Annotated in this window: 22 protein-coding genes; 3 read left to right on the top strand and 19 right to left on the bottom strand. The window is 68.1% G+C overall.

Annotated features, from left to right (window positions below; genetic code table 11):
• Window positions 1-415 precede the first annotated feature (415 nt).
• Together tyrS and CJ177_RS36355 are read right to left on the bottom strand one after the other, a co-directional pair.
• Window positions 416-1693, bottom strand: a complete 1278-nt coding sequence (gene tyrS, locus CJ177_RS36350) for a tyrosine--tRNA ligase (protein WP_095870225.1) — start codon at window positions 1691-1693, stop codon at window positions 416-418.
• Between the two features lie 8 nt (window positions 1694-1701).
• Window positions 1702-2373, bottom strand: coding sequence for a DNA-3-methyladenine glycosylase (locus tag CJ177_RS36355; RefSeq protein ID WP_095870105.1), 672 nt, complete (start codon window positions 2371-2373; stop codon window positions 1702-1704).
• A gap of 39 nt (window positions 2374-2412) precedes the next feature.
• On the opposite strand from CJ177_RS36355, the gene CJ177_RS36360 reads away from it, so the two are divergent.
• From CJ177_RS36360 to CJ177_RS36370, 3 genes are read left to right on the top strand one after another with little or no spacing between them, the layout of a single operon-like run.
• Window positions 2413-3144, top strand: a complete 732-nt coding sequence (locus CJ177_RS36360; protein WP_025432838.1) for an ABC transporter ATP-binding protein — start codon at window positions 2413-2415, stop codon at window positions 3142-3144.
• Window positions 3144-3899, top strand: a complete 756-nt coding sequence (locus CJ177_RS36365; RefSeq protein WP_025432839.1) for an ABC transporter permease — start codon at window positions 3144-3146, stop codon at window positions 3897-3899. The genes CJ177_RS36360 and CJ177_RS36365 overlap by 1 nt, the downstream gene beginning before the upstream one ends.
• Window positions 3896-4522: a TetR/AcrR family transcriptional regulator gene (locus CJ177_RS36370; RefSeq protein WP_005247352.1), complete on the top strand. Its 627-nt coding sequence runs from the start codon at window positions 3896-3898 to the stop codon at window positions 4520-4522. The genes CJ177_RS36365 and CJ177_RS36370 overlap by 4 nt, the downstream gene beginning before the upstream one ends.
• A 25-nt stretch (window positions 4523-4547) precedes the next feature.
• Here the strand turns inward: CJ177_RS36370 and CJ177_RS36375 are convergent, their stop codons facing one another.
• From CJ177_RS36375 to infC, 17 genes are all read right to left on the bottom strand, one after another.
• Window positions 4548-4760, bottom strand: coding sequence for a Trm112 family protein (locus CJ177_RS36375; protein WP_005247353.1), 213 nt, complete (start codon window positions 4758-4760; stop codon window positions 4548-4550).
• A gap of 38 nt (window positions 4761-4798) precedes the next feature.
• Complete coding sequence (locus CJ177_RS36380) at window positions 4799-7789, bottom strand: acyl-CoA synthetase (RefSeq protein WP_095870106.1); 2991 nt, start codon at window positions 7787-7789, stop codon at window positions 4799-4801.
• A 106-nt stretch (window positions 7790-7895) separates the two neighbouring features.
• Window positions 7896-9314 (bottom strand): argininosuccinate lyase, encoded by a 1419-nt coding sequence (argH, locus tag CJ177_RS36385; protein WP_005247355.1) that lies wholly within the window; start codon window positions 9312-9314, stop codon window positions 7896-7898.
• A gap of 2 nt (window positions 9315-9316) precedes the next feature.
• Window positions 9317-10516: an argininosuccinate synthase gene (locus CJ177_RS36390; protein WP_005247359.1), complete on the bottom strand. Its 1200-nt coding sequence runs from the start codon at window positions 10514-10516 to the stop codon at window positions 9317-9319.
• Between the two features lie 47 nt (window positions 10517-10563).
• Window positions 10564-11100, bottom strand: coding sequence for an arginine repressor (locus CJ177_RS36395; protein WP_005247363.1), 537 nt, complete (start codon window positions 11098-11100; stop codon window positions 10564-10566).
• On the bottom strand, window positions 11097-12044 hold the full coding sequence (gene argF, locus CJ177_RS36400) for an ornithine carbamoyltransferase (protein WP_095870107.1): 948 nt from the start codon (window positions 12042-12044) through the stop codon (window positions 11097-11099). The genes CJ177_RS36395 and argF overlap by 4 nt, the downstream gene beginning before the upstream one ends.
• A complete protein-coding gene (locus CJ177_RS36405) occupies window positions 12041-13240 on the bottom strand; it encodes an acetylornithine transaminase (protein ID WP_061044238.1) in 1200 nt (399 codons plus the stop codon). The genes argF and CJ177_RS36405 overlap by 4 nt, the downstream gene beginning before the upstream one ends.
• Window positions 13237-14163 (bottom strand): acetylglutamate kinase, encoded by a 927-nt coding sequence (gene argB, locus CJ177_RS36410; protein WP_005247368.1) that lies wholly within the window; start codon window positions 14161-14163, stop codon window positions 13237-13239. The genes CJ177_RS36405 and argB overlap by 4 nt, the downstream gene beginning before the upstream one ends.
• Window positions 14160-15404 carry a bifunctional glutamate N-acetyltransferase/amino-acid acetyltransferase ArgJ gene (argJ, locus tag CJ177_RS36415; RefSeq protein ID WP_061044237.1) on the bottom strand — a complete coding sequence of 415 codons (1245 nt, stop codon included), beginning with the start codon at window positions 15402-15404 and terminating at the stop codon, window positions 14160-14162. The genes argB and argJ overlap by 4 nt, the downstream gene beginning before the upstream one ends.
• Window positions 15401-16456: an N-acetyl-gamma-glutamyl-phosphate reductase gene (argC, locus tag CJ177_RS36420; RefSeq protein WP_005247372.1), complete on the bottom strand. Its 1056-nt coding sequence runs from the start codon at window positions 16454-16456 to the stop codon at window positions 15401-15403. Before argC ends, argJ begins: the two co-directional genes overlap by 4 nt.
• A gap of 68 nt (window positions 16457-16524) precedes the next feature.
• Window positions 16525-16923: a hypothetical protein gene (locus CJ177_RS36425; RefSeq protein ID WP_005247374.1), complete on the bottom strand. Its 399-nt coding sequence runs from the start codon at window positions 16921-16923 to the stop codon at window positions 16525-16527.
• A 44-nt stretch (window positions 16924-16967) separates the two neighbouring features.
• On the bottom strand, window positions 16968-19454 hold the full coding sequence (gene pheT, locus CJ177_RS36430) for a phenylalanine--tRNA ligase subunit beta (RefSeq protein ID WP_095870108.1): 2487 nt from the start codon (window positions 19452-19454) through the stop codon (window positions 16968-16970).
• Between the two features lie 67 nt (window positions 19455-19521).
• On the bottom strand, window positions 19522-20607 hold the full coding sequence (pheS, locus tag CJ177_RS36435) for a phenylalanine--tRNA ligase subunit alpha (RefSeq protein ID WP_005247377.1): 1086 nt from the start codon (window positions 20605-20607) through the stop codon (window positions 19522-19524).
• Between the two features lie 93 nt (window positions 20608-20700).
• On the bottom strand, window positions 20701-21510 hold the full coding sequence (locus CJ177_RS36440; RefSeq protein WP_061697204.1) for an RNA methyltransferase: 810 nt from the start codon (window positions 21508-21510) through the stop codon (window positions 20701-20703).
• A 41-nt stretch (window positions 21511-21551) separates the two neighbouring features.
• Window positions 21552-21941, bottom strand: coding sequence for a 50S ribosomal protein L20 (gene rplT / locus CJ177_RS36445; RefSeq protein WP_005247385.1), 390 nt, complete (start codon window positions 21939-21941; stop codon window positions 21552-21554).
• A gap of 63 nt (window positions 21942-22004) precedes the next feature.
• Window positions 22005-22199: a 50S ribosomal protein L35 gene (rpmI, locus tag CJ177_RS36450; RefSeq protein WP_005247390.1), complete on the bottom strand. Its 195-nt coding sequence runs from the start codon at window positions 22197-22199 to the stop codon at window positions 22005-22007.
• A 57-nt stretch (window positions 22200-22256) separates the two neighbouring features.
• Window positions 22257-22913, bottom strand: coding sequence for a translation initiation factor IF-3 (gene infC / locus CJ177_RS36455; RefSeq protein ID WP_080606194.1), 657 nt, complete (start codon window positions 22911-22913; stop codon window positions 22257-22259).
• Window positions 22914-23140: the final 227 nt, after the last annotated feature.

Consider the following 23140-nt stretch of genomic DNA (forward strand, 5'->3'; position numbering starts at 1 on the left):
CGGAGTACCAAAAACATTTGGCACTGACATTCATCGACACACTGTTGAGTTCTCAAAGAACACGCACACACCATCACCACTGGCACACTCGCCAGCCGCTCCGGGGCAACCGTTCCAACTTATCTCCTGCCGCTTCCCGGCGCAAACCGGGGCGATCAGGACATCTCGAAAGCATCGAACCAAGTTCGGTATTCTCGGGAAGTTCAGGCGCCTGCGTCCAACCTCGTGTCCCCGGCCTCTCGGTCGGGGTTGGTGTCCGTGTCGCTCTGACCTGGAATAAGTTACGCGACGGGAAACGGAGCGTCAAATCCCCAGGTCACAGGCATCCGGCATGTAAAATCCGCTGGTGTCCCGCGCTGCGCGCGGGCCACCGGACCGGATTTCGCCGAATTACGCCGGTGTGACCCGCCGCACGCTAGTTCGACAGCACCTTGATGCCGGCGAAGTTGCGCTTTCCACGGCGAATTACGAGCCACGTTCCGTGCAGCAGATCGGTCGGTGCGGGGGCCCAGTCCTCACTCGAGATCTTCTGGTTGTTCACCGACGCGCCGCCTTCCTTCACGGTGCGGCGTGCCGCACCCTTGCTCTCGCACAATCCGCTGAGAACCAGGAGGTCGACGATGCCGGCGGGCTCCCCCGGCGCAAGTTCCGCGACGGACGCCTCCCGGAGGGCGGCACCGAGCGTCGGCTCGTCCAGGTCCTGCAGTTCTGCGCGGCCGAACAGTGCCTGGCTCGCGAGCTCCACGGCGCGAGTGTCGGCTTCGCCGTGCACGAGAGTCGTCATCTCGGCGGCGAGCCGGCGCTGCGCCTCGCGTGCATGCGGCCGCTCGGCCGTCGCCGTCTCCAGTTCCGCCAACTCCTCGGCCGTGAGGAAGGTGAACCACCGCAGGTACTTGATCACGTCGGCGTCGCCGGTGTTCACGAAGTACTGGTACCACGCGTAGGGGCTCGTCATCTCCGGGTCGAGCCACAGGCTTCCGCCTCCGGTCGACTTCCCGAACTTCTTGCCGTCCGCCGACGTGACGAGCGGGACGGTCAGACCGTGCACCGACTCGGCGTCGATGCGACGGTTCAGTTCGACGCCGGCGATGATGTTGCCCCACTGGTCGGATCCGCCGACCTGCAGCGAGCAGCCGTGACTGCGCCGCAGGTGCAGGTAGTCGTTGGCCTGGAGGAGCATGTAGCTGAACTCGGTGTAGGACATGCCGTCGGATTCGAGGCGCCGCTTGACGGTGTCTCTCGCGAGCATCACGTTGACGGAGAAGTGCTTGCCCACGTCGCGCAGGAAGTCGATGGCCGACAGCTTGCCGGTCCAGTTCATGTTGTTCTCGATGATCGCGCCGCTCGGCGAGTCGTCGAAGTCGACGAAGCGTTCGAGCTGACCCCGGATCCGATCGGCCCATTCGGCCACGGTGTCGGCGGAGTTCATCGTCCGCTCACCGACGTCGCGGGGATCGCCGATCAGACCGGTCGCTCCACCGGCCAGCACGATGGGGCGGTTACCCGCACGCTGGAATCGCTTCAGCGCGAGCAGGGGCACGAGATGGCCGGCGTGCAAACTCGGTCCGGTTGGATCGAAACCGGCATAGAGCGTGACCGGTCCGGCGTCGAGATCACGACGCAGCGCGTCCAGATCGGTTGATTGGGCAATGAGCCCGCGCCAGGTCAGTTCATCGATGATGTTCTCAGTCACGGGTTCGATCATCCCATCTGCTCGTCGGCGGGCATCGCACGCGGGCTTCTCCGGTACGCGGATACCGCCGGCGACTCCGGAATCCAGAAGCGCCACGGCCGGTCGGCGGCCGTGCTGACACCGACACGGGGGCCACTCACCCAGCCGTCCGACTCCGCGACCTCCAGTCGAACCGGCGAATCCTGCTCGAACAACGCCGCACCGTTCTCGGCGAGGGTTACGCCGGTCGCGGACCCCAGGTTGCCGGGACCGCGCGCCCAATCCGCAGGTCGCGTGACGCGGGGCCGGCGCGCCTGAACCGTCGCGCAACCGTCGAGCACTTCGCCTGCCCGGAGAAGCACCCCGCCCGCGCTTCCGACCGGCCCGTACGACACGTTCATGCAGAAGTGCATCCCGTAACTGCGGTAGACGTACAGGTGCCCGGCCGGGCCGAACATCACCTCGTTGCGCGGCGTCCTCCCTCGGTAGGAGTGCGATGCCGGATCGGGCCACGGGCCGTCCTTCTCCCCGCCGTACGCCTCCACTTCGACGATGCGGATGCGGACGTCTCCGACGATCAGCATGGATCCGAGAACGATTCGCGCGGCATCGACGGGTTCCGCCCGGTCAAGTCGATCGATGGTCACGTCCCGATTCTCCACAACCGTTGACGACGCCACCCCGACGGTCGCATAATTCATCAAGCAATGAATTCACCCAGTGATGAATTGAGGCCCGCCATGACCGGCAGCCCGGCGATCGACATCCGAGATCTGCACGTGCGAAGAGGCAAGAACGAAGTGCTGCACGGCATCGACGTCCAGGTGCCGAGCGGATCCATCACCGGCCTCCTCGGACCCTCCGGCTGCGGAAAGACCACGCTGATGCGGTGCGTGGTCGGCACGCAGATCGTGGAATCGGGGACGGTCACGGTGCTGGGTTCCCCCGCAGGCTCGGTCTCGCTGCGAAGCCGCGTCGGATATGTCACCCAGTCACCCAGCGTGTATTCCGACCTCACGGTCAAGAAAAACGTGGCCTACTTCGCCGCGCTCTACGGTCAGCCGTCGAACGCGGTCACCGAAGCCGTCGACGCGGTGGGCCTGACCCGCTTCGCAACCCAGAAGGCGGCAGATCTGTCGGGAGGACAGCTGGGACGGGTCAGCCTCGCCTGCGCACTGGTGGCACGCCCCGAAATCCTCGTCCTCGACGAGCCGACGGTCGGCCTGGACCCACTCCTGCGCGTCGAACTGTGGGAACGGTTCGACGCTCTCGCCGACGCCGGTACCACCCTGCTCGTGTCGAGCCACGTCATGGACGAGGCCGAGCACTGCGCTTCGCTCCTCCTCATGCGCGACGGCTACGTTCTCGCGCAGGTCTCCCCCGGCGAACTCCGGGAGCAGACCGGTGAGGCGAGCCTCGAAGACGCCTTCCTGAACCTCATTCGCGCATCACATGTCGGGAGCGAGAACTGATGAACGTCACGATCTTCGCGGCCACTGCGGGCCGGATCCTCGCGCAACTGCGGACGGATCACCGCACCGTCGCCATGATTCTGGTGGTACCCAGTCTGCTGATGGTGTTGCTGTACTTCCTGTATCAGAACGTTCCGGCGCCACCCGGTCAGCTGTCGCTGTTCGAGCGCGTCGCGATCACGATGCTCGGCATCCTGCCGTTTGTCGTGATGTTCCTCGTCACGTCAATCGCGATGCAGCGCGAACGGACGTCGGGAACACTCGAACGCCTGCTCACGACCCCGATGGGCAAACTCGACCTGCTCGGCGGCTACGCGGCGGCGTTCTCCACGGCCGCAGCGGCGCAGGCGGCGCTGGCCTGCGTCGTCTCGTTCGGATTCCTCGGCCTCACCACCGAGGGCAGCGTGACGTGGGTGCTGCTGATCGCCGTGCTGAACGCGATACTCGGCGTCGCCCTCGGCCTACTGTGCAGCGCCTTTGCGCGCACCGAGTTCCAGGCGGTGCAGTTCATGCCGGTGGTCGTGGTGCCCCAGCTGTTCCTGTGCGGTCTGCTCGTTCCGCGAGATCAGCTCCCCACGTGGCTCGAGTGGATCAGCAACGTCCTCCCGCTGAGCTACGCGGTCGAGGCGCTGCAGCAGGTCGCCACCCATCCCGGGGCGACGGGGCTCATGTGGCGCGACCTGGCGGTGGTCGCCGCCTTCGCGCTCCTCGCACTGTCGCTGGGCGCCGCGACCCTGAGGCGTCGCACACCATGACCGGCCCCGCGACACGCGCGGACGCCACCCCGGGTCTGCGCACGGGTCGACGCCCGGGCAACCCGGACACACGGTCACGAATCCTGGCGAGTGCACGGAAACTGTTTGCACAGAACGGCTTCGACAAGACCAGCGTGCGCTCCGTGGCCACCGGAGCCGGCGTCGACTCCGCCCTGATCCACCACTACTTCGGAACCAAACGAGAACTGTTCCTCGCCTCGGTGGACATTCCCGTGGATCCGACGCAGGTGATCGCTCCGGTGCTCGACATTCCGACGGGCGAGGTCGGTAGTCACCTCGCCCGGGCCGTCTTCTCCGTCTGGGAGTCGCCGCACAAGCCCGCCGTGGTCGCGGCGTTCCGGTCCGCGATGGCGGGAAACGAACCCAATCTCATTCGCACGTTCCTGCTGGAGGTCGTGCTCCGAGACCTCGGACCGCGCGTCGACGAGCCGCCGGGAACCGGGATGCTGCGCATGCAGCTGGTGGCATCCCAGATGGCCGGGGTTCTGGTGACGCGGTACATCCTCGAATTCGAGCCACTCGCGTCGCTGCCCGTCGACGATCTCGTCGCGATCGTCGGACCGACGTTGCAGCGCTACCTCACCGGTGCTCTGCCGGTGTGATCGGGCTCGCCTGAGTCCGGTGTGATCAGGCCTCGCCGGCAGCCCGGGCGAGCAGCGTCTCGTGCTCGTCCGCGCCGACGTCCCGGGCCTCGTCGATGAGGAGGACGGGAATCCCGTTCTCGATGGGGTAGGCCCGCCGCAGGCGAGGGTTGTAGAGCAGCTCGTCGCCGACCAACAGCAGAGGACCCTTGTCCTGTGGGCACGCGAGAATGCCGAGCAACGTCGGATCAATAACCACGGAAGTCCTCTCCAACCGTTCGGGTGAGCAGTGTCAGGTTACCGCGCACCGGCAGACACCCCGGCGGAGCCGTTCTGAAACTCCGCGGCCACTGCCTTGGTCAGTCGCTTGTACTGCTGCGATTCCGGATCGGTATACCACACACGGGTTCCCGGCTTGGGCAGTCCGGCCGCGCTCAGCGCCTCGGCATTCGGACGGTACGAGGACCCCAGCGGGATGTCCTCCACCACCTGGATGATGTCTGGTCGCAGCGCGGGAGGAAGCACCTCGAAGGCGTCGGAGATTTCCGCCAGCCTCGGCGCCCGCCCTTCGCGGAGGGTGAACGCGGCCACGGCCAGTGTCCGGCCGCCGACCTCCACCCCGTAGGCAACGGCGAGGTCGACGCGATCGACGGACACGAGCGCATCGACGATCGGCTGGGTGAACACGGCTCCCCGCGGAGTCGCGATGACGGTCTTCCTGTGGTCGACCAGCCAGTAGTCCCCGTCGGCGTCGCGACGGAAGAGGTTCTCCGTCGGAATCCAGGCGTCGCCCGCGGCAAAGATTCCCCGCATCGCGCCGCCGGACATCTCGGCGTGCACGCCCGCCCTGCCGAGAAGCAGACCGACCTCGTCGTCCTGGCATTCCCGGATGAACCCCTGCTCGTCCTCGAGCAGCCGGCCGGCGATCGGGTCGTAGGCCGCGAGCCGGACCTCCGCGCTCCCCGGGAGGGGGCGCCCCTTTGCCCCGACCTTCGCGCCTGCGACATTCGCGAGAACCACGTCGCCCTCGGTGGAGGCGTAGAACTCGAGGACCTTCGCCGGTGCGAACCGCTCCGTGGTGCGACGCCACAACCCCTGCGGCATTCCGGATCCGATGAAGAGCCGGACGGGGTGACTGCCGTCGAGCGCGAGGTTCTCGGCGTCGAGGATCTCACGCATCATCGTCCACGTGTAGCTCACCACGGTCACCCCGTAGCGGTGGACTTCCTCGGCGAACCGCTCGGGATCGACTCCGCGTGAGAGCGCGATCCGGGAGCCACCCGCCACGGCACCACCGATCGCGGCCAGCAGACTCGACGAATGATGCAGGGGTGCAAGGCAATACACGGTATCGCCGCGGTCCAGATCGGCGGCCGAGGCCGTTCCGAACGCCGACAGCGCCCACCGGTAGTTGGTGATCTGCTTCGTCTCCCAGTGGCCGTTGGACTCACTGCAGATGATGAATGCCAGTTCACGAGCGAGACCGGGATCAGGCCGGTACCAGCCAGGCAGTGTCACGGCGGCGGGGTCGATCTTCTCGAGGTCCACGACGTTCGCCGACGGATCCACGTCGAGTTCGCGCTGGTCGCCACCGCCCAGAACCAGGACCTGCATCCCGGTCGCGATCGCCGCGTCGAGATTCTCCGGGTCGGTGACGATGCGTTCGACACCGTCGATGCGGATCGCGGTGTGGACCTCCCGACCCGGGGGCAGCAAGACAGCCACCGCACCGAGACGGGACAGCGCCGCGATGGCGGCGAGCGCACTCGGGCGCGTCTGCATCACGACGCCGACGTGGGCGGCGGGACGGACACCGGCCTGGATCAGGCCGCGCACCACGTTGTCGATCCGCTGATTGACCGCCGCGTAGGTGTGGACGCGATTGTCGAAGAGGAAGCACTCGCCGCCCGGCGCCTTCCGACCCTGCTCGGCCAGCAACCGGCTGAGCGAGATCTGGGTGTGGGGCTGGATCTGACCGAGCCGGGCCAGCCGCGGCAGCGCCCGCGTGGCCTCGCCGGACAGCTCCACCGTTCCTCGCAGCGCCCCCGAAGCGAAATCACTGATCCCTTTGCCGACACCAACGCCGACCTCGGCGACCGATGCCACGGTGTGAATGATGCGGTCGCTGATGGAGACTCCGGATTCGCTGCCGAAATGTTCGTCGTAGCGCATGAGCTCGATAGTGGTGGGCCGCGGCCCGAGACCCTCGTTCCACAGCACCCACTTCCCGGTCGTGGGCCACGTGTGGGTCGCCGCAGCCGAACCGACGACGAGACCGAAATGTCCTGCCCGCAAAGTTGATTCGTACACATTCGCGCGTGGGGCGGCCCGGCGGATACCGCGGACGGCCAACGGCTGACCGATGTCGTCGACCTCCCCGACGAACGCGAGGATGGGGCAGGTCAACTCCGCGAGCGACACCACCTGGTCCTTGATCACGAACCCGCCGGTCATCATGCGGTTGTGCACGATGAACTGCTTGAGCAACTCCGCAACAGCCGGACCGGACCACGCCACCCAGCCCTCGGTCGCGAGGAAGCGCCGCTGCTGCTCCCGCGGCAACAACGCTTCCCGGTCGTGCAACTGACGCAGGAACTCGAGCCTCGACTTCAGCGTCTTGACGGGATCGAGAAGCTGAAAACCGGTGCGCGCCATCCACCCCGACACCGCGAGCCGGTTGAAGACGTGGTCGGCGAGGAAGCCGGCAGCGTCGGTGGCGAACCCCGCCGGAATACCGAACGGCAACCCGGCGAGCGTGTCGACCGGACTGCCGAACGTCACCAGGCCGGCGATGTTGCGACTGCGGCGGTAGGCGGCGGCCTGGTAGGCGAACATGCCGCCCTGCGAGTAACCGGACAGGTAGACGTCACGCCCCGTGTGCGCCCGCACCTGGTCGATGATCTCACTGATCGCGACGATGTGGTCGGCAAGATTCCGATCCCACCCGCCCTCTTCGGAATCCGGCGATCCGAAGTCGACCACCCACGGGTCGATCCCCATCGAGTGCAGGATGCCGACTGCGCCCTGATCGCGGGTCACGTCGTAGACGTCGGCCGACATCATCATCGGCGGGACCAGGACGATCGGGGGCCCGGCGTCGGCAGGGTCGGTGTCGGGGAAATACCTGCGGAGCCGATACATCGGTGCGCGTTCGACCACCTCGAACGGCGACGTGGTGAGGTCCGTCTCGAGTCCACCGAGGCGAACTACCTCCAACCCGTTCTGCGCCGTCGCCACCACGCGACGGATCGGGCCCATCACCGTTTCGGTATTCAGTCCCACGAACACTCTCCCAGACTCTCGAACCGTGACGCACGTCTCACTGCCGCCCGCCCTCACCCTACTGCGCTCGACGCGTCACACAGCCCCTAATCCGGGGCGTCCGACACGGGCGTCATCGACACCACTCACGCAGTGACTCGGACAGCTGACGGACCCCGCCCAACTGTTCGGCCACACGGATACCGGCCGTACCGCCGCGAGCGTTACGCGAGGCGATCGAGCCCTCGACGGTGAGCACCTCCCGCACGTCCGGAGTGAGCGCCGGGTCGACCCCGGCGAGTTCGTCGTCGGTGAGATCCTCGAGTCCGACGCCCCGCGCCTCGGCAACGCGGACGCACGCCCCCGCCGCCTCGTGCGCGACCCGGAACGGGACGCCCTGACGAACGAGCCACTCGGCGATGTCGGTGGCCAGGGTGAATCCCGCCGGTGCCAGTTCCGCCATTCGGTCCGTGTGGAATTCGAGAGTGGAGACCAGTCCGGTGATCGCCGGGAGAAGCAACTCGAGCTGCGCCACCGAATCGAAGACCGGCTCCTTGTCCTCCTGCAGATCCCGGTTGTACGCGAGAGGCTGCGCCTTCAGAGTGGCCAGCAGACCGGTCAGGTTGCCGATCAGCCGCCCGGACTTGCCGCGGGTGAGCTCGGACACGTCCGGGTTCTTCTTCTGCGGCATGATCGACGAGCCGGTCGACCAGGCGTCCGCGAGCGTGATGTAGCCGAATTCCGGAGTGCTCCAGAGGATGACCTCCTCGGCCATCCGCGACAGGTCGACGCCGATCATCGCGAGCACGAACGCCGCCTCGGCCGCGAAGTCCCGCGACGACGTGGCGTCGATCGAGTTCTCGGCCGACGAATCGAAGGCGAGCTCCGCGGCGATCGCCTCGGGATCGAGTCCGAGTGACGAGCCGGCCAGCGCTCCGGAACCGTACGGCGACACGGCCGCCCGCACGTCGAAGTCCCGCAGCCGCTGAACGTCGCGGAGCAACGGGTGCGTGTGTGCCAGCAGGTGGTGCGCGAGCAGCACCGGCTGCGCGGCCTGCAGGTGGGTCTTGCCCGGCATCACCGCGGAGGGGTGCGCCGCGGCCTGCGTCGCGAGTGCATCGACGACGTCGAGGACACCCGCGGCCACGCGGCGGACGGCGTCCCGCAGCCACATCCGGAACAGCGTCGCCACCTGATCGTTGCGCGAACGCCCGGCGCGCAGCCGTCCCCCGACCTCGGGACCGACCCGATCGATCAGGCCGCGCTCGAGCGCCCCGTGCACGTCCTCGTCGGATTCGCTCGGGACGAACTCGCCGCTCGCGACGTCGGCCGCGAGCCTGCCGAGACCGTCGAGCATCGCCGCCAGGTCGTCGTCACCCAGCAGGCCGGCCTTGTGCAGCACCCGGGCATGGGCCTGGGACGCGCGCACGTCGTACGGAGCCAGCACCCAGTCGAAGTGGGTGGACTTGCTCAGCGCCGCCATGGCGGCGGCCGGTCCGGACTCGAACCGGCCGCCCCAGAGGGCTCCTTCGTTGGTGCCGTGAGCACTCATACCTAGAGGCCCAGATCGCGCTTCGCCGCGACCTTCGAGGACAGTCCGTGGATCTGCACGAAGCCCTTGGCGTAGGACTGGTCGAACGTGTCGCCCTCGTCGTAAGTGGCCAGGTTGAAGTCGTACAGGGACTGGTTGCTGCGGCGGCCGTTGACGATGATCGCACCGCCGTGCAGCACCAGCCGGATGTCGCCGGAGACGCGTTCCTGCGTCTTCTCGATGAACGTGTCGAGCGCGACCTTGAGCGGGGAGAACCAGAGGCCGTCGTAGACCAGCTCGCTCCAGCGCTGCTCCGTCTGACGCTTGTAACGGCCGAGCTCGCGTTCCTGCGTGACGTGCTCGAGTTCCTGGTGAGCGTTGATGAGGACCATGGCTCCGGGAGCCTCGTAGATCTCACGGCTCTTGATGCCGACGAGACGGTCCTCGACGACGTCGAGGCGCCCGACGCCCTGAGCGCCGGCGCGGCGGTTGAGCTCCTGGATCGCTTCGAGGACGCTGACCGGCTTGCCGTCGATCGCGACGGGGCGGCCGGCCTCGAAGCTGATGATCAGCTCGTCCGGGGCCTGCCAGTTGACGGTCGGATCCTGCGTGTAGTCGTAGACGTCCTTGGTCGGCGCGTTCCACAGGTCCTCGAGGAACCCGGTCTCGACGGCGCGGCCCCACACGTTCTGGTCGATCGAGAACGGCGACTTCTTGGAGACGTTGATCGGGATCTCGTTCTCCTCGGCGAACGCGATCGCCTTCTCACGGGTCCACGCGTAGTCGCGGACCGGTGCGATCACGTCGAGGTCGGGAGCGAGCGATCCGAAGCCGACCTCGAACCGGACCTGGTCGTTGCCCTTGCCGGTGCAGCCGTGCGCGACCGTGGTGCCGCCGTGGGCACGCGCCGCCTCGACGAGGTGCTTGACGATCAGCGGGCGGCTGATGGCCGACACGAGCGGGTAGCGGTCCATGTAGAGGGCGTTGGCCTGGATGGTCGGCAGGCAGTATTCGTCGGCGAACTCGTCGCGCGCATCCACCACGACCGACTCGACCGCACCGCAGTCGAGTGCACGCTGACGCACGACCTCCATGTCCTCGCCGCCCTGGCCGAGATCGATGGCGACAGCAACAACTTCCTTGCCCGTCTCCTTGCCGATCCAGCTGATGGCGACTGAGGTGTCCAGCCCGCCCGAGTAGGCGAGTACGACGCGATCGGCCATGGTCCTTGTGCTCCTTAGGTTGAAGATCTGTAGAGATGATTCAGTTGTCAGGCGAGGGATTCGATCTTGGCCGCGAGTTCCGCCCCGCTCAGCGGCTCGCGTGCCACTACGAGAATGGTGTCATCCCCCGCGATGGTTCCCACGACGTCAGGTAATGATGCCCGATCGAGTGCACTCGCCAGATAGTGCGCTGCCCCCGGGGGAGTTCGCAGCACCGCCATGTTGCCACTGGCATCGGTCGACACCAGTAACTCCCCCAGCAACCGCGACAGCCGGTCGGTTCCGCCGGAGACGCCGCGGACGGGATTTCCGTCCTCGGGCACCACGTAGACCCCGGCGCCGCCGTCTGCGGCGCGAAGCTTCACGGCACCCAGTTCTTCGAGGTCTCGCGACAGCGTGGCCTGGGTGGCGTCGATGCCCTCGGCCGCGAGCAGCGCCGCAAGTTCGGTCTGGCTGCGGACGGGGTTGTTCGACAGGATCGCGACGATGCGCGCCTGCCGTCCCGCCCGTGTCGGTGCCGTCGCCGCGTTGGCGGCGCGCTGCGGCTGAGCCGCACCTGCACTCTGCGGAGGTGCCGCACTCACGGACGGTCTCCGGTTCGCTGTGCGAGCAGCCACACCAGCAGTGCCTTCTGCGCGTGCAGCCGGTTCTCCGCCTCGTCCCACACGACGCTCTGCGGTCCGTCGAGAACCGCGTCGGTGATCTCCTCCCCGCGGTGGGCGGGCAGGCAGTGCAGGACCACCGCGTCGGCGTCGGCCTTCGCGAGCAGCGCCTCGTTGATCTGGAAGGGGCGGAACGGACCGACCCGGTCGAGCCCGTCGTTCTCCTGGCCCATCGACGTCCACGTATCGGTGACGAGTGCGTCCGCGCCGACGACCGCCGCCTGCGGGTCACCGCTGAGGGTGATGGTCGCGCCGGTCTCGGCGGCCCGCGCGCGGGCCGCTTCGACCACCCACGGGAGGGGTGCGAATCCCTCGGGGCTGGCGATGGTCACGTCGACGCCCGCGGTCACACCGCCCAGCATCAGCGAGTGCGCCATGTTGTTGGCGCCGTCGCCGAGGTAGGTGAGCTTCAACCCCTTCAGCGAACCCTTGCGCTCCACGAGGGTCTGCAGGTCGGCGAGGACCTGGCACGGGTGGAACTCGTCGGAGAGCGCGTTGACGATCGGGACGTCGGCACCCGACGCCATCGCCTCGAGCCGCTTCTGCCCGAACGTGCGCCACACCACGGCGTCGACGTACCGCGACAGGACGCGGCCCGTGTCCTGCAGCGTCTCCTCGCGGCCGAGCTGGGTGCTGCGCCCGTCGACGACGATCGCGTGACCGCCGAGCTGGGCGATGCCCATCTCGAACGAGAACCGGGTACGCGTCGAATTCTTCTCGAAGATCACGCCGACCCCACGGGGACCTTCGAGCGGGCGCTCGGCGAACGGGGCCTTCTTCAGCCTGGCGGCGAGCTCGAGGACCTCGGCCTGCTGTGCAGGGGTGAGGTCGTCGTCCCGGAGAAAGTGTTTCACCACGGTCGTCACTGCTTTCCCGGCTGAGCGGCCGATTGCGCGTTGTCGAGAATCGCGGGCAGCGCCGCGACGAAACCTTCGGCCTGGTCGTCCGTGAGGACCAGGGGCGGAGCCAGCCGGACGACGCCCGGTTGCGCGGCGTTGATCAGGTATCCGGCCTCGCGCGCGGAGTTCTCCACCGCGGGGGCCACGTCCTGGGTCAGGACGATGCCGAGCAGCAGCCCGGCGCCGCGGACGTGGTCTATCAACGGATGTCCGAGACCTTCGATGCCGGCCGACAGCGACTTGCCGAGCGTGTCGGCGCGGGAGATGAGGTCGTCCTCGGCGATCGTCCGCAGCACGGCGAGGGCCGCCGACGCGCAGACGGGGTTCCCGCCGAACGTCGTGCCGTGCTTGCCCGGCCCGAACAGGTCCGCGGCCGCACCGGTCGCGATGCACGCGCCGATCGGCATCCCGCCACCGAGACCCTTCGCAAGGGTCATGACGTCGGGCACTATCCCGACCGCCTGATGTGCGTAGAACCAGCCCGTGCGCCCGATCCCGGTCTGCACTTCGTCGAGCACGAGCAGGGCGCCGCGATCGGCGGTGATCTGCCGTGCGCCCACGAGGTACCCCTCCGGCGGAACGACGACGCCGCCCTCGCCCATCATCGGCTCCAGGAACACGGCCGCGGTGTCGGCGTCGACGGCGCGATCGAGAGCGTCGAGATCGCCGTACGGCACGTGCTCGACACCCGGGGGCATCGGCTCGAACGGCGCGCGCTTGGCGGCCTGGCCGGTGAGCGCGAGAGCACCCATCGTGCGGCCGTGGAAAGAGTTCTCCGCGGCGATGATCTTCGATCGTCCCGTGGCCCGCGCGAGCTTGAACGCCGCCTCGTTGGCCTCCGTGCCGGAATTACACAGGAAGACACGTCCGGGAGCGCCCAGGTGGGAGAGCAGCTTCTCGGCCAGTTCGATCGCCGGCTCGCTGGCATACAGGTTCGACACGTGCCCGAGGGTCGACAACTGCGTCGTGACGGCCTCGATGATCGCCGGGTGTGCGTGTCCGAGGATGTTGACGGCGATGCCGGCGAGGAAGTCGACGTACTCCTTGCCGTCGGCGTCGGTCAGCACCGCTCCCTGACCGCGCGTGAGCGCCACTCTGGGGACGCCGTACGTGTTCATCAGAGCGCCGGACCAGCGCTGCTGGAGTTCCGGGGTTCCGGTCATGAGGCAACTCCCTCGGTAGGTGACGTCGGGCCGGGCGTGACCATCGTGCCGATGCCCTCGCCGGTGAACAGTTCGAGCAGAACGGAATGCGCGACACGGCCGTCGATGACGTGCGCGGTGGGCACACCGCCGCGGACCGCGCGCAGGCAGGCCTCCATCTTGGGCACCATGCCGGCGTCGAGGCTGGGCAGCAACTGCGCGAGTGCGTCGACGTCGATCTCGGTGGCCAGCGAATCGCGGTCCGGCCAGTTCGTGTACAGCCCTTCGACATCCGTGAGGACCACAAGTTTCTCGGCGCCGATGGCCTCGGCGAGCGCGGCGGCGGCGGTGTCCGCGTTGATGTTGTGCACCACACCGTCCGAGTCGGGGGCGATCGTGGACACCACCGGAATTCGGCCCGCGCGGATCAGATCGAGGACCGCCTCCGGGTTCACGGTCGTGACGTCGCCGACGAGACCGATGTCGGTCGGCCTGCCCTCGACCATCACGGTGCGCTTGGTGGCGGTGAACAGGTGCGCGTCCTCGCCGGAGATGCCGACGGCGTACGGTCCGTGCGCGTTGATCAGTCCGACGAGTTCGCGGCCGACCTGGCCGAACAGCACCATCCGGACGACGTCCATGACCTCGGGGGTGGTGACGCGGAAACCGCCCTTGAATTCACCTGTCATGCCGAGCTTTCCGAGCATGGCATTGATCTGGGGGCCGCCGCCGTGCACGACGACCGGCTGAATTCCGACCGTCCGCAGGAACGCCATGTCGGCCGCGAATGCCGTCTTCAATGCGTCGTCGACCATGGCGTTGCCGCCGTATTTCACGACGACGACCTTGTCGCGGAACTGCTGCAGCCACGGCAGCGCCTCCGCCAGGACGTGCGCCTTCTGGTGATCGGTGATGCCGCTGAGTGCCTCGCTGGTCGCTGTCATGACGAATACGCCGAGTTCTCTTCGACATACGCGTGCGAGAGGTCGGTGGTCCGGATGGTCACCGCGTGTTCGCCGAGACCGAGGTCGATGTCGAGGGAGATGTCGATGTCGCTCAGGTCCACGTCCCGCGCACCCGGTGCGCCGACGCCGTCGACGCAGACGGGGGCGCCGTTGAACGACACCGAGATCTTGTCGGGGTCCAGTTCGATCGGCGCGATGCCGATTGCGGCGAGCACCCGGCCCCAGTTGGGGTCGGATCCGAACAGTGCCGTCTTGACGAGGCTGTCCCGCGCCACCGTCCGGGCGCCGATCAGGGCGTCGTCCTCGCTGACCGCGCCGCTCACCGTGACCCGCACCCGCTTGGTGACGCCCTCCGCGTCGGCCATCATCTGATCGGCCAGATCATCGCAGACGGCCGTCACGGCCGCGTTCAGTTCTTCCTGGGTCGGTGTCACGTTGCTCGCACCGGACGCGAGCAGCAGCACCGTGTCGTTGGTCGACGTGGCGCCGTCGACGTCCAGCCGGTCGAACGTCACCCGGGTCGCCGCCCGCAGCGCGGCGTCGAGTTGCGCGGCAGTCGCGACGGCGTCGGTCGTCACCACGCACAGCATCGTCGCCAGCGCGGGGGCCAGCATGCCTGCGCCCTTCGCCATTCCGCCCACGTTCCACTTGTCCGCATGGTGCAGGGCGGCCTGCTTCGGCACCGTGTCGGTGGTCATGATCGCGTACGCGGCGTCGGTGCCACCCGAGATTCCCCCGGCGAGTTCGTGCACGGCCTCCGTGACACCGGCAAGGACCTTGTCCATGGGCAGGCGGTCGCCGATCAGACCGGTGGAACACACCGCGACCTCGACGGCGCCGGTCTCGGTTCCCCAGTTGCTCAGCGCGGACGCCACTTCCTCGGCCGTCTTGTGCGCATCCTGGAACCCGCCTGCACCCGTGCACGCGTTGGCCCCACCGGAATTGAGCACGACGGCGCGCAGCCTGCCCGTGGTGAGCACCTGCTGCGACCACAGCACGGGGGCGGCCTTCACCTTGTTCGCGGTGAAGACGCCCGCCGCTGCAAGCTCGGGTCCCTCGTTGACGACGAGAGCCAGGTCGGCGTTGCCGCTCGCCTTGATACCCGCCTTGATCCCGGCCGCGCGGAAGCCCGCGGGCCCCGACACTCCCTGGGTTCGGACCAGGGTGCCGCCGGCGACCTCCCGGGTCGGGTGCGGATCGATCGTGCTGTCACTGCTCACGGGGCAACTCCCACTGTCGAGAGACCGGCGGTCTCGGGTAGTCCAAGCGCAAGATTCATCGATTGCACCGCTCCCCCGGCGGTGCCCTTCGCAAGGTTGTCGATCACCGCGACCACGACGATCTGACCGGCGTCGGCGTCGACCGTCACCGCGATCTGGACCGCGTTCGATCCGACGACGGCACCGGTCTGTGGCAGCACGCCCCGGGGCAGCACGTGCACGAACGGCTCGTCCGCGTAAGCCTTTTCGTAGATCGCGCGCACCTCGTCCTCGGACGCGGTGGTGGCCGCGGTGCACGTGGCGAGGATGCCGCGCGGCATCGGCGCCAGCACGGGGGTGAACGACACGGTGACGCGCTCACCGGCGAGTTCGGAGAGGTTCTGGATGATCTCCGGGGTGTGGCGGTGCACGCCTCCCACACCGTAGGCACGGACCGAACCCATCACCTCGGAGCCGAGCAGATCGGCCTTGGGTGCGCGTCCCGCGCCGGAGGCACCGGTGACGGCGACGATCGTGACCCGGGGTTCGACGACACCCGCCGCGACCGCCGGAGCCATCGCCAGGCTCGACACCGTCGGGAAACACCCGGGGACGGCGATGCGGGTGGCGCCGACGAGTTTCTCGCGGGCACCTGGGAGTTCCGGAAGTCCGTACGGCCAGCTGCCTGCGTGCGGGCTCTTGTAGTACCGCTCCCAGTCCTCGGCGTTCGTCAGCCGGAAGTCGGCGCCGCAGTCGATGATGACCGTGGACTCGGGCAGCGCCTTCGCGTACTGCGCCGAATTGCCGTGCGGCAGACCGAGAAACACCACGTCGTGCCCGGCGAGCGTCTCGACGGTGGTGTCCTCGAGCACTCGGTCGGCGAGGGGAAGCAGGTGCGGATGGTGCGAGCCCAGAGTCGATCCGGCGTTGCCGCCGGCTGTGAGCGCGCCGATGACGAGCGAACCGTCCGCATACGACGGGTGCCCCAGCAGCAGACGCAGCACTTCGCCACCGGCGTATCCGCTCGCGCCGGCGACGGCAATCCTGATCGGTTTTCCCGCGTGCTCAGTCATACGATTGATTATGCATCATCATGCAAGCTAATACACACCGCGGTCTCTCCACGGGCCGCAATCCGTGGTCACTGCTTGCCGAGCGACCGCCGAATCTCGTCGAGCTTGGCCTTGCCCGCCTTCTCCCGCTTCTCCCACGCCTCGTCCAGCGACTGCCCCGACGGGCTGTCGTGCGCGAGTTCGGAGGAGCCCATCGCCGTCCCGAACCGTCCCTCGATCCGCTCACGCACGCGGTCGAACGTCGGGACCCCACCCGGCGTGTAGTCCGGCTCGGGCACACCCGGTGCGATGTGGGGCACGACCTCCGCGGTCACCGGATCCTCGCCCGGAATCGCCGCACCCACGTCCACCGCCGCGAGGAGCGCGCCGAGGCCCGGACGACCCGCGGCCACCGCACGCACCACCTCGAGGAACTCGGCGTCGGTCAACTGACTCGCCGCCGCCACGACGTCGCGCACTTCGGTCATCGCACCGCTCCTCACCGTCCCGGGCCCTCCACCCAGGCTACGGGTCAGCTGCGCAGTTCGGCACCCACGGCAGCGGACGCCGCAGCCACCGCGGCGTCGCGGGCGGCGCTCGCCTCGTCCTCGGTCAGAGTGCGGTCGACGCCGCGGAATCGCAGCGCGAACGCCAGCGACTTCCGGCCCTCCCCGACCTGCTCACCTTCGAACACGTCGAACAGCCGGATGTCCTCGAGGAGCTCTCCTCCGCCCGACCGCAGGGCCGCCTGGACCTCGGCGGCGGGGACCGCGGTGTCGACCACCACCGCCACGTCCTGAAGGACCGCGGGGAAGGGCGAGACCTTCGGCGCAGGCAGGTTCTCCACCAGCGGCAGGGCGTCCAGATCGATCTCCACGGCACTCGTCCGCGGGGGAAGTCCGGCGCGCTCGAGCACGGCGGGATGCAACTCGCCCGCGTGTCCGACGACGACACCGTTCACGAGCAGCTCGGCGCCGCGGCCCGGGTGCCACGGCAGGTACTGCGTCGCGCGGAACTCCAGTTCGACACCGGCGGCGGCGGCGACCGTCCGGGCGGCGGCGAACGCGTCGGTGGCGTCGGCCGCTCGGCCCTCGCCCCACGGACCACTCGGCTCACGCTGCCCCGTGAGCACCGCCGCCACGTGCACCGGCTGGTCCGGCAACGACTGCAGCAGTGCCGTGATCTGTTCGTCGGTCGGGCGCCGGTCCACCGGCAGCGCCTCGACCGGCTTGGTGTCGGCGCCGGGCAGCACGACCTGCGCGATGCCGAACAGCGACAGGTCGCGCTGACCGCGGGAGACGTTGCGGGCGAGGACCTCGAGAAGTCCGGGCAGCAACGTGGTGGCCAGTTCCGGCCGATCGGATTCGAGCGGGTTGAGCACCGTGCTGGTGTTCCTGCGCGGATCCTCGGGATCCAGCCCCCATGTGTCGAAGATCGCCGTGGGCAGGAAGACCGGAGGCAGGATCTCGACGTATCCCGAGAACGCCAGGGCCCTGCCGACCGCGCGCTTGCGACGCTGCGCCGGAGTCAACCCACGACCCGCGGGGGCTGCGGGCAGCACCGACGGAATCTTCTCGAGCCCCTCGAGGCGCAGCACCTCCTCCACCAGGTCGGCGGGCTGCACCAGATCGGGCCGCCAGGACGGCGGGCCGGCGACGAGCTGACCGTGTCCGCTGTCGCTGACCCCGACCTCGACGTTGCAGCCGATCTGCGTGAGCCGGCGCGCAGCGGTGCCGTTGGGGTAGTCGACACCCGCCACGCGGTCGGGGAGGTCGATGTCCATGTGGATGGGCTCGTGCGGGGTGACCTCACCGATGTCGGTGAGCGCCGGCTCGACCCGCCCGCCGGCGATGTCGACGAGCAGCGCGGCCGCCCGGTCCAGTGCCGCGACGGGGATCTCGGGGTCGACCACACGCTCGAAACGCTTGCCGGCCTCGCTCGACAGCTTGTGCCTGCGCGCGGTCTTGAACACCGCGAGCGGATCCCACGTGGCCGCCTCGAGCAGGATGTCGGTGGTTTCCGAGCCGACCTCGGTGGACGCGCCACCCATGATCCCGGCCAGCGACACGACGCCCGAATCGTCGGCGATCACGACGTCCTCGGGGTCGAGGGCGCGCTCGATCTCGTCGAGAGTGGTCAGCTTCTCCCCCGCCACCGCGCGGCGCACGACGAGTTCGCCGCTGATCTTCGCGGCATCGAACGCGTGCAGCGGCTGGCCCAGTTCGAGCAGAACGTAGTTGGTGACGTCGACGGCCGGCGAGATCGGGCGGACCCCCGACAGCAGCAACCGACGCTGCAGCCACCACGGGCTGACCGCCTTCGGATCGATCCCCGTCACCCGGCGGGCCGCGAAACGCGTCGCCTTCGACTCCGGCTCGACGCGGATCGGCCACGCCTCCCCCTCCGCCGGGTACCGCGCCACCGACGCCGGGTCGGCGAAGTCGAGGTCGAACCCGCACGCCAGTTCACGGGTGAGCCCACGGACGGAGAAGCAGTAGCCGCGGTCCGGGGTGATGTTGAGTTCGATGACCGTGTCGTGCAGGCCCATCAACTCGTTGGCGTCCGCGCCGGGGAGTGCGGTGCCCGGCTCGAGCACGAGGATGCCCGAGTGGTCCTTGCCGATGCCGAGTTCGGCCACCGAGCAGATCATCCCGTCGGAAACCTGCCCGTACGTCTTGCGGGACGCGATGGCGAAACCACCGGGAAGGACTGCGCCGGGGAGTGCGACCACCACGAGGTCGCCTACGGCGAAGTTCCGGGCGCCGCACACGATGCCCTGCGGTTCGGCCGCCCCCACATCCACCTTGCAGAAGCGGATCGGCTTCTTGAACTCGGTGAGCTCGGTGATCTCGAGAACCTTGCCGACCACGAGGGGGCCGTCGACGGGCTCGAGCCGGTCGACTTCCTCGACCTCGAGCCCGACCCGGACGAAACCTGCGTCGAGTTCCTCGGCGGTGACGTCCCAGTCCGGGGTGGCACGCTGCAGGATCTCGGTCAGCCAGGATTGCGCTACTCGCACGTCTGCTCAGCTCTCTCGTTCGTGAAAATGTCGTGACTGTGGTGGGCGGGATCCGGGTGACGCGGGGTCAGCCCTGGACACCGAAGGGCAGCGTGAATCGCACGTCGCCCTCGACGATGTCGCGCATGTCCGGGATCCCGTTCCGGAACTGGAGTGTGCGCTCGAGCCCCATGCCGAACGCGAACCCGGTGTACACATCGGGGTCGATTCCGCAGGCGCGCAGCACATTCGGGTTGACCATTCCGCAGCCGCCCCACTCGACCCAGCCTGCGCCGCCCTTCTTGTTCGGGAACCAGACGTCCACCTCGGCGGACGGTTCCGTGAACGGGAAGTAGTTCGGGCGCATCCGGGTGCGGGTCTCGGGACCGAACAGTGCGCGGGCGAACGCGTCGAGCGTCCCGCGCAGGTGGGCCATGGTGAGGCCCTTGTCGACGGCGAGTCCCTCCACCTGGGAGAAGACCGGGGTGTGGGTCGCGTCGAGTTCGTCGGTGCGGAACGTCCGCCCCGGGCACACCACGTAGATCGGCACCTCGCGCGAGAGCATGGTGCGCACCTGCACCGGCGACGTGTGCGTGCGGAGCACCTGGCGCGAGCCCTCCGGTGCGATGTGGAACGTGTCCTGCATCGTCCGCGCGGGGTGATCGGGCAGGAAGTTGAGGGCATCGAAGTTGAAGTGCTCGGTCTCCACCTCCGGGCCCTCGGCGACCTCCCAGCCCATCGCGACGAACACGTCCTCGACCTGCTCGGAGATGATGCTGATCGGGTGGCGGGCGCCCACCGGCTGACGCTGCGACGGCAGCGTCACGTCGATGGCCTCGGCCACGAGGACGGCCGCGTCGCGCTCGGCGAGCAGGACGGCGCGGCGCTCGTCGAACGCCGCACTGATCCGGGTGCGGGCGACGTTCACGCGCTTGCCTGCGTCGGCCTTCTCCTTGCCCGGGAGGGTTCCGAGTCCGCGGCGGGCGAGGGCGATCGGCGACTTGTCACCCATGTGCTCGACCTTGGCCTTCGCCAGGTCGTCGAGATCCGTCGCCGACGCGAACGCCTTCTCGGCGCTCTCCGCTGCCGCAGTCAGAGCGTCTTCGGTGAGCGCACTCGCATCGACCGCGCCGCCTTCGACCCCCGTGGAGGCAGCGCCCTCTTTTTTAGCCACGACCGGTGCCACTCCTTAAGTTCTTCAGTCAACACTCTCGACGAAACCGAAACAGCTCGCCGTCAAATCCTATGCGATCCGATTTTCGCCGTTTCAGCTGTCGGTTCGCTTGCGGTTCTGGACCCGCGCGCTCGAATACAGGCAGATCGACGCCGCCGTCGCCAGGTTGAGGCTCTCGGCCCGACCGTGGATCGGAATCCGCACCCGATGATCAGCTCGCGCCGAGGTGGCTGCGTCGAGGCCGTGGGCCTCGTTGCCGAACAGCCACGCCGTGGGGCGGGCCAGCAGTTCGTCGGCGTCGTCCAGATCGACTTCGCCGTCAGCCGCCGTGGCGAGCAATTGAATTCCCGCCGCGCTGATGCTGTCGAGGACCGCAGCGGTGTCCCGTTCACGCACGACGGGAAGGTGGAAGAGGCTTCCGGCGGACGCCCGGACACATTTGCCGTTGTGCGGGTCGACGCTGTCGCCCGCCAGAATCGCTGCGTCCGCGCCCACCGCGTCCGCGACCCGGATGACCGTGCCCGCATTACCGGGCTCCGCGACAGCCACCGGAACCGCGAGCAGACGAGTTCCGGGGCCTATCGCCTCCGCCAGCGGAACGTCGAGGAGATCGCACACCGCGACGAGACCCGGCGGGGTCACCGTGTCGCTGAGAGCTCGGACCGCCCGGTCCGTCACCAGTGACGTACGGACGCCCGCAGTGTGTGCCCGTTCGATCAGCCTCGAGTACCGCTGCTCCGCGTCCTCGGTGTAGAAGAGGTCGTGCACGGGGCGGGTGTCGAGTGCCTCGCCGACGGAGTTCTCGCCCTCCACCAGGAACCGCCCGACCTTGCGGCGTTCCACGGTGCGCAGCAGCTTGACAGCAGAAACGACCCGTGGGGTGCGCTCGGTGAGCGGGTCCACGGGTCGTTTCCGAGGCTCTGAAGGCCGGGGTGCTGCGAGACTCAGGCTGCTTCTCCGGCCGGAGCGTTCACGTCGGCCGGGAGCGCCGCCTTGGCGAGGGCCACGAGGCCGGCGAATGCCGCCGCGTCGGAAACGGCCAGCTCGGCGAGGTTCTTGCGGTCGACCTCGATCTCGGCCAGACGCAGACCCTGGATCAGGCGGTTGTACGTGATGTCGTTCGCCCGTGCAGCAGCGTTGATACGCGTGATCCACAGCTTGCGGAAGTCGCCCTTGCGCGCGCGGCGGTCACGGTAGGCGTAGGTCAGCGAGTGGAGCTGCTGTTCCTTCGCCTTGCGGTACAGGCGCGAGCGCTGTCCGCGGTAGCCGCTGGAGGCTTCGAGAATCGAACGACGCTTCTTCTGGGCGTTTACCGCCCTCTTTACGCGTGCCACTGAAAAATCCTGTCAATCTTGGGGCGGTGAGCTGCCCCGGGTGGTCAGTAAAAGGGTGTCGACTCAGATGTCGAGCAGGCGCTTGATGCGAGGAGTGTCAGCCTTGCTGACGACAGCCACGCCATCGAGGCGACGGGTCACCTTCGTGGCCTTGTGCTCGAGCAGGTGGCGGCGACCGGCCTTCTGGCGCAGGATCTTTCCGCTGCCGGACACCTTGAATCGCTTCGCGGTGCCGCTGTGGGTCTTCGACTTGGGCATGGAGTCCTCAGTTCTCTGTATCCGGACCGTGATCCGGGTCGTGCTGGTGTAGTCGGACTAGCTGGTCGGCGCTTCGCCGGGCGCACTGTCGCCCGCCTGCTCCGCAGGTGCCGCCGGAGCCTGCGCCGGCGCGGCCGGCGCGGGAGTTGCCCGCTGCGCCGGCGGCGCAGCGGCGCTTTCCTGCGCCTTCACACGGGTCTTCGCGCCCTTGTGCGGAGCGAGCACCATCGTCATGTTTCGACCGTCCTGCTTGGCGGACGTCTCCACGAACCCGAGATCCGCCACGTCTGCACCGAGACGCTGCAGCAGCCGGAATCCGAGCTCCGGACGCGACTGCTCACGTCCGCGGAACATGATCGTGACCTTGACCTTGGATCCGGCTTCGAGGAAGCGCACGACGTTGCGCTTCTTCGTCTCGTAGTCGTGATCGTCGATCTTGGGGCGGAGCTTCTGCTCCTTGATGACCGTGAGCTGCTGGTTCTTGCGCGACTCACGCGCCTTCTGCGCGGCCTCGTACTTGAACTTGCCGTAGTCCATGATCTTGCAGACCGGCGGGCGAGCGTCGGGGGCCACCTCGACCAGGTCGAGATCGGCCTCGAGGGCCAAGCGGAGTGCATCTTCAACACGCACGATGCCAACCTGTTCACCTCCGGGTCCGACGAGGCGGACCTCGGGAACTCGGATGCGATCGTTGATGCGGGTCTCAGTGCTGATGGGGCCTCCTAGGTTGAACGGTCTTGTCTCGAGACCGCCAGCAGCCCGTACGCCCGGATTCCCAACAAAAAAGCCCCGCTGCGGTGAATGACTCTCACCATGCGGGGCCCGATGTCGACCGATCAGACGAACTCACGGCTCACGCCGATCCCTCATCTCCTCACACTCGAGGAACTCGAACCGAGTAGCCTCGGACCGAGCGACCGGACCACTGAACTGCAGTTTTA

The sequence above is a fragment of the Rhodococcus sp. ACPA1 genome, assembly GCF_002300195.1.
Taxonomy (GTDB): Bacteria; Actinomycetota; Actinomycetes; order Mycobacteriales; family Mycobacteriaceae; genus Rhodococcus_F; species Rhodococcus_F opacus.